This window comes from Flavobacterium sp. GW823-FHT06G12 (assembly GCF_058794775.1).
The window spans coordinates 648,759-661,717 of record NZ_JBXAHE010000003.1; the positions used below are offsets into that span (position 1 = coordinate 648,759).

9 protein-coding genes are annotated in these 12,959 nt (G+C 32.5%); 4 read left to right on the top strand and 5 right to left on the bottom strand.

What is annotated here, in order from left to right; genetic code table 11:
* Window positions 1-40: 40 nt before the first annotated feature.
* The gene (locus tag AC1Q5Z_RS15195) at window positions 41-1,531 is read right to left on the bottom strand and encodes an ankyrin repeat domain-containing protein (protein WP_492445702.1); all 1,491 of its coding nucleotides are present in this window, start codon (window positions 1,529-1,531) and stop codon (window positions 41-43) included.
* A gap of 789 nt (window positions 1,532-2,320) precedes the next feature.
* On the opposite strand from AC1Q5Z_RS15195, the gene AC1Q5Z_RS15200 reads away from it, so the two are divergent.
* Window positions 2,321-3,295, top strand: coding sequence for a ribonucleotide-diphosphate reductase subunit beta (locus AC1Q5Z_RS15200; protein ID WP_198857324.1), 975 nt, complete (start codon window positions 2,321-2,323; stop codon window positions 3,293-3,295).
* 19 nt (window positions 3,296-3,314) lie between these two features.
* A complete protein-coding gene (locus tag AC1Q5Z_RS15205) occupies window positions 3,315-5,012 on the top strand; it encodes a ribonucleoside-diphosphate reductase subunit alpha (RefSeq protein WP_343587157.1) in 1,698 nt (565 codons plus the stop codon).
* Window positions 5,013-5,322: 310 nt separating this feature from the next.
* On the opposite strand, the gene AC1Q5Z_RS15210 is transcribed toward AC1Q5Z_RS15205, so the two are convergent.
* The gene (locus AC1Q5Z_RS15210; RefSeq protein ID WP_343587155.1) at window positions 5,323-5,895 is read right to left on the bottom strand and encodes a Crp/Fnr family transcriptional regulator; all 573 of its coding nucleotides are present in this window, start codon (window positions 5,893-5,895) and stop codon (window positions 5,323-5,325) included.
* Entirely contained in the window at window positions 5,896-6,558 is a 663-nt protein-coding gene (gene ribB, locus AC1Q5Z_RS15215) for a 3,4-dihydroxy-2-butanone-4-phosphate synthase (RefSeq protein WP_343587151.1), read from the bottom strand. It abuts the gene before it with no gap.
* Window positions 6,559-6,734: 176 nt separating this feature from the next.
* Here ribB and AC1Q5Z_RS15220 point away from each other — a divergent pair, with 176 nt between their 5' ends.
* Complete coding sequence (locus AC1Q5Z_RS15220) at window positions 6,735-8,339, top strand: Na+/H+ antiporter (RefSeq protein ID WP_198857320.1); 1,605 nt, start codon at window positions 6,735-6,737, stop codon at window positions 8,337-8,339.
* Between the two features lie 80 nt (window positions 8,340-8,419).
* Here AC1Q5Z_RS15220 and AC1Q5Z_RS15225 read toward each other — a convergent pair whose 3' ends face one another.
* Together AC1Q5Z_RS15225 and AC1Q5Z_RS15230 are read right to left on the bottom strand one after the other, a co-directional pair.
* Window positions 8,420-10,192 (bottom strand): MutS-related protein, encoded by a 1,773-nt coding sequence (locus AC1Q5Z_RS15225; RefSeq protein ID WP_492445706.1) that lies wholly within the window; start codon window positions 10,190-10,192, stop codon window positions 8,420-8,422.
* A 62-nt stretch (window positions 10,193-10,254) separates the two neighbouring features.
* Window positions 10,255-11,088 carry a universal stress protein gene (locus tag AC1Q5Z_RS15230; RefSeq protein WP_198857318.1) on the bottom strand — a complete coding sequence of 278 codons (834 nt, stop codon included), beginning with the start codon at window positions 11,086-11,088 and terminating at the stop codon, window positions 10,255-10,257.
* A 181-nt stretch (window positions 11,089-11,269) separates the two neighbouring features.
* Here AC1Q5Z_RS15230 and mnmE point away from each other — a divergent pair, with 181 nt between their 5' ends.
* Entirely contained in the window at window positions 11,270-12,670 is a 1,401-nt protein-coding gene (mnmE, locus tag AC1Q5Z_RS15235) for a tRNA uridine-5-carboxymethylaminomethyl(34) synthesis GTPase MnmE (RefSeq protein WP_281632900.1), read from the top strand.
* Window positions 12,671-12,959 lie beyond the last annotated feature (289 nt).

Below are 12,959 nucleotides of genomic sequence, written 5' to 3' on the forward strand. Positions count from 1 at the left end.
TGGAATTTGGAATTTCAAATATTGATTATTAATTAATTATTTATTTTAAGAATTCAACAGAAACATTGTTTTTGGTTAAAAGCTCATTCTCTTTCGCTAAAGCGTAAGCCGTTTCGTCAAATTCTGTACTGATATCTTTTTTAGCTCCAGCAGAAACTAAATATTTTAAAATAGCATCATCCTTAGAAGTCATTGCCGCTCTGTGTAAAGCCGTTAAACCATCTTTATTTTTAGCGTTGATGTCAACTTTTAAGTCAGTGATTTTTTTCAGAAGAGAAACATCATTTTTAGTAATAGCTAAATGATATAAAGTGTTTCCGTCTTTTTGTGGAGCTGCAAGATTTAAACCTTTTTCTTGAAGTAATTTTGCTTTTGCATCAAAAGGATCTGTTGCTGCTTTCTCTCTTCCTGCCGGACGATATGATTGTACTAAGTAAACACCTAAATTATTTCCGTCTTTATCTTTCACATTTACATCTGCACCTTTGGTCAAAAGTAAATTTACAGCTTCTGAAGTTCCATTTCTAACAGCAAAAGTCAAAGCAGATTCTCCTTTAAGATTTTGAGCATTTATGTTTTTAACAGAAGGAAGAAACAATTCTAAGACAGCAGTTTCTCTAGCCGCAGCAGCAACCATAACTGGCGTATTTCCTTCTTTATCAGCTTTGTTTACATCAACACCTTTACCTAAGAAATATTTAATGATTTCAGCCTGATTTGGTTTTCCAGCCAAAAAGTGCAATACATTTTGTCCTGCTTTATTTTGAGCAGTTGCTTTAATTTTTACTTCTTCAACCAAATATTTATAAGTTTCTAAAGTATTACTTTCTCTTCGACTTCCTTGTGCAGCAAATAAAAGCGCATCGCTAGTTGGTTTAATGCCTTTTTCTACAAGTTTTTTCAAAAGAGCAATATTTCCAGATCTTGCAGCATAAGTAAAAGCTGTGTTTCCGTCATTATCTACATCTTTTAAAGACATTCCTTTAGTAGAAAAATAGTCAGCAGCTTTTAAATCTTTATCAGATGCAATGGCCAAAAGCAAAAGGTTTGCTCCATTCGCATATTTTTTTGTCGGATTAAGTCCAGCTTTAAAGAAAGCATCGTACATCGCAGCATCTGACTGGCCGTTTGAAGCAGCGAAATCAGCAGGAGCGGTTCCGTGACTGTCTTCAAAATTTACGTCAGAACCTTTATCAATTAAATATTGAACCAATTCAGTATTTCCTCTATACGCTGCCCAATGCAGATAGATACGATTATCGTGAGTTAATTTTGTGATTGAATTTCCAGGTTGCTCAACCAAAAATTTGATTGTTGCAAAAGGCGCGTCATTATTAATGGCTAAGGTGGTAACATCAAATGCGTTTGCATTGGCTTCAGCTGGATTATTTCCTTTAGAGATTTCTGCCTGAACCGTTTCAACAGTTGGAGAAGTTTTCCAGAAAGCCGCATCTAGCAACGCATTTTTTTGCTGAGCACTTACAAATAGAGTAGCAGCAAATGCAAAAGAAACAAAAAGATTCTTTTTCATATTTCGATAATTTATGGTTATTGAATTGTACAAGATTAATTTATTTTTTTGGGAATATTTTATTCTATTTAGAATAAATAAAAATAAAAGCAAATGTAAAAATTAATATTCTTAAACCAAGAATAATTTACTGTAAAAAGGGAATTTGAAGGTATTTTTTCAAAAATTAAGAATCCCTTAAGTAAATTTTAATTTTGTTTTAATTCGACCTCTTTTTTGAAGTGGCACAATGATTTTTGAACGTTTTTTCTCTTTTATAGCTCTAATAAGATTAAATGGCAAGAATTGATGCAATAGTTCTTTTGTAAGGCGTTGATTTTAATAATATCTTTTGCTTTTTTACTATGGGTTTGAGTGTAAGTTTTTGTAATAAAGTATGTTATGATTTTTTTGTACGCGACAATTATTTGGAATTATTATAAATAACTGACGTTTTTTTTGCTGAAAAATTTACTTTCAAATTTCTCTTTCATCAAAACGAATGTTGATAACTGTTCTCGTTTTGACCTCAGAAAGTACTTTTTTTCATGTTAATAACTTAGTATTATTTTTAGGGAAACTGCTAGCTCATTGTAAATTACAGCGTATTATTTTCATGTTGATAAATTTGCTAAATCGTGATTTTTTGAAGTTTTAAAACTGTTGATAATTGAGCAGATTTTTAACATCAAAAATTGGACAATAGAATAACTGTGGGTTAAATTTGTAATTATAGAAATCACGCTAATACCTCCCCAAAATAAGCGCTCGGATTTCTATTTCAAAATAGTCACTTAAAACTCTATATATATGTCAATTTTTGATAAAAGAATCAATTATAAACCTTTTGAATATCCTGAGGTTCTGCAATTTACCGAAGCTATTAATAAGGCTTACTGGGTACACACTGAAGTAGATTTTACTGCCGATACGCAAGATTTTCATGCGCATTTGGATTTGGCAGAAAAAACAGCTATTAAAAATAGTTTATTGGCAATTGCGCAGATTGAGGTAGCTGTAAAAAGTTTTTGGGGTAATATATATGAGCATTTTCCAAAACCAGAATTCAACGGATTGGGAACTACTTTTGCAGAATGTGAATTTAGACATTCTGAAGCGTATTCTCGTTTGTTGGAAGTTTTAGGATATAATGATGAATTTGAAAGATTATTGGATGTTCCTGTAATTCGCAGACGTGTAGATTATCTTTCGAATGTATTAAAAGACACAAAATCTCAGGATAACAGAAAATACATGGTTTCCTTGATTTTGTTTAGTATTTTAATTGAAAACGTTTCTCTTTTCAGCCAGTTTGCTATTTTATTGTCATTCACAAGATTCAAAGGATATATGAAAAATGTGAGTAATATCATTGCTTGGACTTCAATCGATGAGCAGATTCATGCTAATGGCGGAATTTATATCATTAATAAAATCCGTGAAGAGTTTCCAGAATATTTCGACGCAGAAACTCTCGAATTAATTAGAGAAACTGTTAGAGAATCAATCACTGTGGAAGCCGATATTTTAGATTGGATTTTTGAAAATGGAGCGATTGAAACGATAAACAAGGAAGACTTGGTAAACTTCATGAAATTTAGAATTGATGAAAGTTTAAAGCAAATCAATATTGAAACGATTTTTAATGTTTCTCCAGAAGAGTATTCAAAAATGACTTGGTTTGAAGAAGAAGTTTTTGCAAATAGTTTAGATGATTTCTTTGCGAAACGTCCAGTAGAATATACAAAACACGATAAGAGTATCACAGCAAACGATCTTTTCTAATACAAGCCCATAATACATTATGAATACGATAGACACAAACCCAGCAAATAATAATTTTGAGCCACAAAATGATAGTAAAATGTGGTGGAAAAATTCTGAAAGTGAACAGATTTTAAACCGCGGTTATCTTTTAAAAGGAGAAACTGTAGAAGGAGCAATTGATAGAATTTGTACGGCTGCAGCAAAAAGGCTTTACAAACCAGAATTGAAAGAGTCTTTCATGGAAATGATCGAAAGAGGTTGGATGAGTATCAGTTCGCCAGTTTGGGCAAATATGGGAACAGAAAGAGGATTGCCAATTTCTTGTTTTAATGTGCACGTTCCAGATAAAATTGAGGGAATTACACATAAACTTGGAGAAGTAATTATGCAAACCAAAATTGGAGGTGGAACTTCTGGTTATTTTGGTGAATTACGCGAACGCGGAAGTGCTGTAACCGATAACGGAAAGAGTAGTGGAGCAGTGAGTTTTATGAAGCTTTTTGACACGGCTATGGATACCATTTCTCAAGGAGGAGTTCGTCGTGGTGCTTTTGCCGCTTATTTAGATGTAGATCATCCAGATATTGAAGAGTTCTTGAAAATTAAAAGTATTGGAAACCCAATTCAGAACTTGTTTACCGGAATCTGTGTGCCAGATTACTGGATGCAAGAAATGATTGATGGAGATGCTGAAAAAAGACAAGTTTGGGCAAAAGTATTAGAAAGCCGTCAGCAAAAAGGATTGCCTTATATTTTCTTTAGCGACAACGTAAATAAAAATAAACCGCAAGTTTATAAAGATCAGAATCTAAGAATCAACGCTAGTAATTTATGCAGCGAGATTATGCTTCCGTCTACGCATGACGAATCATTTATCTGCTGTTTATCTTCTATGAACTTAGAATTATATGAAGAATGGAAAGACACTGAAGCAGTAAAATTAGCGATCTTTTTCTTAGATGCTGTTTTACAAGAATTTATTGAAAAAACAGAAGGAAACTATTATCTTTCTGCAGCAAATAAATTTGCTAAAAGACACCGTGCACTTGGTTTAGGTGTTTTAGGATGGCATTCTTATTTACAGAAAAATATGATTCCGTTTGAAGGAATGGAAGCTAAAATGAAAACAACAGAGATTTTCAAACATATTAGTGATAAAGCAGATAAAGCTAGTCAGGAATTGGCTAGAATTTACGGTGAGCCAGAATTGTTAAAAGGTTACGGAAGACGTAATACTACAACAATGGCAATTGCTCCAACGACATCTTCTTCTGCAATTTTAGGACAGACTTCGCCAGGAATTGAACCTTTTAGCAGTAATTATTATAAAGCAGGATTAAGTAAAGGTAATTTTATGCGTAAAAATAAATACCTTAAAAAACTGCTTGAAGAAAAAGGCTTGGATAATGAAGAGGTTTGGAGAGGAATTATGCTGAACGGTGGTAGTGTGCAACATATGGAACAGTTGACACAAACTGAAAAAGATGTTTTCAAAACGTTTAAAGAAATTAGCCAATTAGAAATTGTACAGCAAGCAGGAATTCGTCAGAAATTTGTTGATCAAGGACAAAGTTTAAATCTTAATATTCCAGCAGAATTGGCGATTAAAGATGTAAACCGTTTGATGATTGAAGCTTGGCAGCAAGGAGTAAAAAGTTTATACTATCAAAGAAGCCAAAGCGTTTCTAAAGAACTAGTAACAAGTCTTGTTTCTTGCAGCAGCTGTGAATCATAAAAATTATAAAGCCGAATCTTTAGATTCGGCTTTTTTGTGAATTTTTACCGCTAAGATTTGTTAAGATTTACTCGTAAGAAACGCAAAGGGTTTCATGCAGATTTTAAAAGATTTAAGCTAATTAAGACAGATATGAATTGCCTCCAGCTTTAGCTGGAGGTTTTTGTTTTTATATTGTAAAAGGCTTTAGCCAAATTCAAAGTTTGGCTAAAGCCTTCTTACTTTCTTTTTTACCTCCAGCTAAAGCTGGAGGCAATTCATGTGAAAAAAAACTTAGAGTCTTAGCGTCTTAGTGGCAAAAAAAATAACTCTAAACCTTAGACTTCAACCTACTCAAAGTTTCCTGAGAAATATTAATATAAGAAGCCACAATTTTATTGGGCAATCTTTTCACAATCGCAGGATTTATCTTCAAAAGTTGATTATATCTCTCCAAAGCATCCATTGTGGTAAAAGACATTAACCGATTGGCATTATTCACATAAGCTTTTTCTAAATAATTGCTGTAGAACTCACGCCATTGAGGAATAATTTTCATTAAATGATTAAAATCTTCGTGTGAGATGCTTAGCAATTCGGATTTCTCTACAACTTGAATATTTTCTGCTGCTGGCATTTTGGTAATAAAACTAACTAAAGCTGTTGCAAATTGATTTTCGAAAGCAATATATCTTGTAACATCTTTTCCTTCTTCATTAATAAAAAAGATTCTCAAACAACCTTTTGCAACAAAAAATGTTTCTTGACTTATTTGTCCCTGAGCCAGCAAAATTTCATTTTTCCCTTTTTTGATAAATTTAAAATAGGAAAGAATGGTTTCTAAATCTTCATCAGAAACGTTAATGCTTTTTCGAATGGAATTACCAAGTTGTTCGTATATCATTTAATTATAATCTCTCACAAATTTGCGGTAATAAATAATATCTTCAATAGATAAAACCACCAAATCGTGTTCTTGTGCAAAGCTAACAATTTTGTCTAGTTTAGCCATGCTTCCGTCTTCGTTCATCAATTCGCAAAGAACGGCTTCGGGTTGTAAGCCAGCCAATTTCATTAAATCTACGCTTCCTTCTGTATGACCATTTCGTCCTAAAACACCATTTTCATTCGCTCTAAGCGGAAAAACATGCCCAGGTTTCGCTAAGTCTTCTGCCCTCGCATTCATTGCAATTGCAGTCTTTATAGTTGTAATTCTGTCTTTTGCAGAAACTCCTGTTGTTACTCCATTTTTAGCTTCAATCGTAATGGTAAATGGAGTTTGAAAACTGCTTGTGTTTTCTTTTACCATGTATGGAAGTTCCAATTCGTCTGCTTTATTGTTAGTCAAGCAAAGACAAACAATTCCGCTGCATTCACGAATCATTAAAGCCATATCTTGAGCACTCATATGATGTGCAGAAAATATAAGATCGCCTTCATTTTCTCGATTTTCATCATCGGTTACCAAAACACCTTTTCCGCTTTTAAGTTGCTCCAAGGCATTTTCAACACGTTCTTTACTCGAAATTCCAAATTGGGTTAACGGACTTAATTCTGTACTTATCATAAAAGTTTTTTTAGAAATAATAAGAGACAAATCTAAAATTGTTTGAAACTAAAAAGTTTGATATAAGTCAATAAATCGGCATTCTATTTTTTTAATGTTAATCTAATTAAGTTATCATAAAATCTTAATTTAGTACCCAGATTCCATAATCGAAAGTTTAATAAATACCATCTTAAATGGAGAATATCACCGTTATTATAATGCTGCTTTTCGGCGTTGCTTTTCTTAGTCTTGTTAGCAAAAGATATAACTTTCCCATTCCGATTGTTTTGGTTTTATGTGGCGTTGTTATTAGTATTGTTCCTGGACTTCCTGTAATTGCTTTAAGTCCTGAAATTGTATTTATTATATTTTTACCACCGCTTTTGTATCATGCTGCATGGCATACCAGCTGGTCAGACTTTAAGCAATCTATACGTCCAATAACTTTTGCTGCTGTTGGTTTGGTTTTCTTTACAACAGGATTAGTTGCTGTTTTTGCACATTGGCTTATAGATGATATGTCTTGGCCATTAGCTTTTTTACTTGGTGCAATTGTTTCGCCTCCCGATGCAGTTTCGGCAACTGCGATTACAAAAGGGTTAGGTCTTAATCCTAGATTGATTGCTATTCTAGAAGGAGAAAGTTTAGTAAATGATGCTAGTGGTCTTGTTGCATACAAATATGCCCTTACGGCAATTACAGCTGGAAATTTTGTTTTATGGCAAGCCGGATTAAATTTCGTCTTAATGTCAGCTTTGGGCATAGGAATTGGTTTGGCTGTTGGCTTTATCATGTATTATATCCATAAAAGATTTGTTTGCGACGATATTATCGAAGTAACGCTTACATTATTGACACCATTTGCTTCCTATCTTCTTGCCGAGCATTTTGAAGGATCGGGAGTTTTGGCTGTGGTAACAACAGGACTTTTTTTGGCAGCAAGATCAGGTACGATTTTTTCGCATGAAAGTCGAATAATGACCAATACCATTTGGGATGTGCTTAATAATATTTTGAATGGCTTGATTTTTATTTTAATCGGACTTCAGTTAAGACAAATTATTGCTGGAATTAGTAATTACTCTGGAAATTCATTATTTATCTGGGGAGCAGTTATTAGTATTGTAGTGATTCTAGTTCGTTTTTTATGGGTTATTCCAGCTACAATTTTACCAAGAATAATTAGTAAAAAGATTCGAGAAAAAGAACAATTTGATTATCGAAACATGATCATTTTTGGATGGTCAGGAATGCGTGGTGTGGTTTCTATGGCTGCGGCTTTGGCACTTCCGTTAATGTTGAATAAAACAGAAGAATTTCCGCTTCGAAATTTAATTATATACTTAGTTTTCTGTGTAATACTCTCAACTTTGGTTATACAAGGTCTTACGCTTCCGTGGTTGATTAAGAAGCTGAAAATTGAACGTTATTCGATACTTGCAGAAGAATATAATATTAGAAATGTAATTGTTTCAGAAACTATCGCTCATATTGAAGATAATTTCTCCTTGCTGAATGATGAATTGCTTCATAACATAAAAAGTAAATACGAAGTAAAATTTAATCGTCTGCAAAAGACTGAACTTCCTGCAAATTTCTTTGGAAATGGAAAACTTCTTGGAGGTGAAATTTTTAATGACTTTACTAAAATCCAAATTGATTTGCTAAATGTAGAAAGAGGAAAATTAGAATCAATGCATAAATTTGGCTCTGTAAACGAAGAAATCTTCCGCAAAATCGAAAAAGAACTAGATCTGGAAGAAACCCGTTTATGGATGGAAATGTATGAGGAAAACTAATTTCTAATTGTGAATTGTAAATGGTGAATTAAGTTTTTACGCAAAGAATAAATTAATAATTCACCATTTACAATTCACCATTAAATAACCCCCATTTTCTGCATTAAAAAGGTTGCACTTTTATTTTTGCAGATTCCGTTTCGGAGTTTGTAATCAAAATGTAAATCGTTGTTTTGGATCTCAACTTCGAAACATTGATTGGTTAAAATATCAGGATATTCATTTGTAGTCAAACAAACTTCTATGTCGTGCGTTGCGATGGCACCGATCGCTTTTTTAGAAATGATTTTCTTCACCACTTCAATTGTTCCGTTTCTTTTATCATCAGAGTTTGTACCTCTTAAAATCTCATCTAATAAAACAAAAGCAGGCTGATTTTCAAGTTCATCCATGATCTGTTTTAAACGTTTAATTTCAGCAAAAAAGTAAGATTCAGAATCAGATAAAGAATCTGATAATCGCATTGAAACTAATACTGGAAGTGGATGCACTTTAGCTTCTGATGCACAAATAACTGAACCAATTCCGCTAAGTACCATATTGATTCCTAAACTTCTTAAAAATGTACTTTTACCTGACATATTAGATCCAGTCAAAATCACAAAAGATTGTGGGTGAAATTGCGTATCGTTTCCAACTCTTGTTGCGGGGTTCAATAACGGATGACTTAGATTTTTGAACTCGATTTTATAATCAGAATTGATTTCGGGAAAAACGAAATCTTCATTGTTGTAAGCTAGATTAGCTAGACTATTTAACGCTTCAATTTCGCCAATAATAGAAACCCAATGATTCATTTCTGAAGCATAATCTTCTTTCCATTTTAAAAGTGCTTTTAAAACATGCAGATTGAATAAGAATGTTCCGTTAAATAAAGTGGCTGTTACAAAGTTATTTATTGTATCCATTCTTGAAAATAACTCAGAAAGCTGTTTTAAATGCTGGCTCGCTTTTGCATTTTTAAAGTTAAGCTGTTCTTGTAAGCGAATTAGTTTCTTAGATTGGAAAGATTCATGTTCAATTTTTTCAATCAATAAACTGTATTGCTTTATGATGTTAGCGACATTATCTGCTTTTGCTATTTCCGATTGAATTCTCTTTACGGCTCTTCCTAAAACAATTAAATTGGCAATAAAGACATACGTTAAATAAGAAAGCATAATGGTTTTTGATGTAATAAAGTACGCTGCCAGAAATCCAAAAAATGTTACTGGAAGAATGAATGATAATGCGACTAAAACTTTAGGTAAGGAGTTATTTGTAAAAGAAGTCCAAAGTTTTATTGCTTCATAAGATTGTTTGGAATCTTGACTTATGATTGCTAAAGCCTGAAATTCTTGCCTCCAATCAATTTTGTTTTTTAATTCATTTATAGCTTCCTGATTTTCTAAAATTTCAGCCTCAGGAAGAGTGTGAAGCAATAATTCTGCGAGTGTTTTTTTTCCGATAAAAGAAGCTGTTCTGTTTAGATTTTGAAATAAAGAATGTTCTCCAAAAATATCCAAATCGTAAGCATACGGATGATGGAAATCGATAAATTCAGCTCCATTTTCAAAAGGTGTTTTTTCCCTTTTCAGAAAAGCAATTTCGTTCTGATTAATTTTTAAAAGTGTTTCTGCAAGCAATCTTTGAAATGACACTCTCGAATGTATTCTCATAAAAAAAATAAAACCAGCAAAAGATAAAACAGCTAGAATGACATAAAGTATTTGATCTGTCTTGATGTAATAAAACATAAAAAACAAGAAAAGAAAAATACTTAATAGCCTCAAAAGACTTATGCTGTTGTATTTTTTGTTGGTTTTATTATAGAGTTCTGAGTATTTTGTAACGTTGTCTGGATATGCTTTCATTCTATTATTTTGGTTGAAATACAAATATAGCTTTTAAGTCACAAAATCATCACTATTGTTATTTAATCTTCATGCATAACCAAAATCGGAATGGTAACTTCTTTGGCTATTTTTTTTGAAAAACTAGAATCAAAAAGACTTTCAAAGAAAGAACGTTTATGTGTTATTGTGGTCAAAATATCGATGTCTTTGTAAAGTATAAAATCTAGAATAGTTTCTTTTACATCGTCACTTGGCAAAACTAGAAACTCCACATTTTCTTCAGAGAATTCTTTTTCCCATTCTTTTCGAACTTCTTCAGAAACATCAGAATTAGAAGTTTTAACGTATAAGCTTTTTACTTTAGCACCGGTTTTTTTAGCAATTTTCAGAATTTTTTTCAGTTCTTTTTTATCTTTTTCACGGTAGCGTGTCGTAAAACCAATCGTTTTTACTTTTTTGTATTTGGCATCGATAGGAATACACAAAACAGGAACTTCGACTCCAGAAATGACAGATTCGGTATTAGAACCTGTAAAGAATTTAGTCCAGTCAGAAGCACTGTTGGTTCCCATAATCACAAAATCGACTTGATCTTCTTCTACAGCGTTTTTTAAATTGTAGATAAGATCACCATCCATTAAACGGTGTTTGATTACAATATCTTCTAATTTACGTTCGGCAGCAATTTGGCGCAGTTTTGGAATTTCATCTTTAAACATTTCAAACTTTGCTAATTCAATTGAACTGTATATAGAAGCATAATTCTCTGGAAAGAACTGGCTGTCGTAAACAGGAATCTCGAATGTATGAAGTAAGATTAATTCGGCGTTTACAACTTTAGCAAATTCTAAAGCATGAACAAATGCATTGGTGGCAGCGTCAGAGAAATCGGTTGGAAATAATATCTTTTTCATAGTATTTAAGATTAAGGTTTGTCTCTCAAATTTACTCATTCTGCAAAGAAAACAACCTGATATTTATCAGTATTTTAACACTTAATGATTTATTAATCTCAATTAATTTGTAGATTTCTTGTTTGAATCGAGTTGTATTACCACAGAAAAGAATTTGAGCGTTTTTTTATACCTTTGCAGCATGATAAATCAAGATTCTATAGTTGCTTTGGCTACGCCTTCGGGAGCTGGAGCCATTGCCATAATTCGTATTTCTGGAGCCGAGGCCATCACAATTGGCAATTCGGTGTTTAAATCTATTAAAAACAAAGATTTAACGAAACAGAAAACACATACGCTTCACTTAGGGCATATTGTAGACGGAAGCAAAACATTAGACGAAGTTTTGGTTTCGGTATTTAAAGGTCCGAATTCTTATACGGGAGAAGATACGATTGAAATTTCTTGTCACGGATCAACGTATATTCAACAGCAGATTATTCAGTTATTGCTTCGAAATGGATGCAGAATGGCCGATGCTGGTGAATTTACATTGAGGGCTTTTTTAAATGGAAAATTAGATTTGTCGCAGGCAGAAGCAGTGGCAGATTTGATTTCGTCAGACAACGAAGCTTCTCATCAAATTGCGATGCAACAAATGCGTGGCGGATTCAGTAATGAAATTGCGAAACTAAGAGAAGAGCTTTTAAATTTTGCTTCTTTAATTGAATTGGAATTGGATTTTGCAGAAGAAGATGTAGAATTTGCAGACCGAACACAATTTCATGAATTATTAAATAGAATTGAATTTGTTTTAAAACGTTTAATTGATTCGTTTGCCGTTGGAAATGTAATTAAAAATGGAATTCCAGTTGCGATTGTAGGTGAACCGAATGTTGGAAAATCGACTTTATTGAATGCTTTATTGAACGAAGAACGCGCCATTGTATCTGACATTGCGGGAACAACGCGTGATACGATTGAAGACGAATTGGTAATTGGTGGCATCGGATTTAGATTTATTGATACTGCAGGAATTCGTGATACAAAAGACGTTGTAGAAAGTATCGGAATCAAGAAAACTTTCGAAAAAATAGAACAGGCTCAAGTTGTAATTTATTTGTTTGATGGATTAAAGTTTCAAACATCAAGTTCTGAATTTGTAAATGAAATTGAACAGATTAAGAATAAATATCCGCTAAAACCACTACTTATTGTGGTTAATAAAAAAGATATTTTATCTGCTGATGAAGTAGCGAATATTACCAATCAATTAGAGAATTTAAATGCAAAATTGCTATTAATTTCTGCAAAAGAAAAAATAGGAGTAGAGGATTTAAAAAATGAATTGTTGTCTTTTGTAAATACCGGAGCGCTTCGTAATAATGAAACTATTGTTACCAATACAAGACATTATGATTCGTTATTAAAAGCTTTAGATGAAATTCAGAAGGTAAAATTTGGTTTAGAATCTGGTCTTTCAAGCGATCTTATGGCGCTTGATATTCGCGAAGCTTTATATCAATTTGGCCTTATTACAGGTCAGGTTTCTAATGACGAATTATTGGGGAATATTTTTGCAAATTTCTGCATCGGGAAATAGGAGACGGAAAGATACGAAGCAAGAAAGAATAAAAGAGTTAAGGTGTTGAAAAAACATCTTAACTCTTTTTTTTATGGAATTGCTATTGGAATGAAATATCTGATTTTAGATAGATATTTAATGGTAAAATTAACGGTTATGCTTGGAGATATTCCTTGAAGGAGTCGGTTTTGATTAGGATTTTGGTTTTTAAAATTATTTAGGCGTTAAGGAAACTTACATGTACTTTTTTGTTGTTTTGTTCTTTTTATTTTAAAGTGAAAAAATTTTCTTACATTTATATTTACTA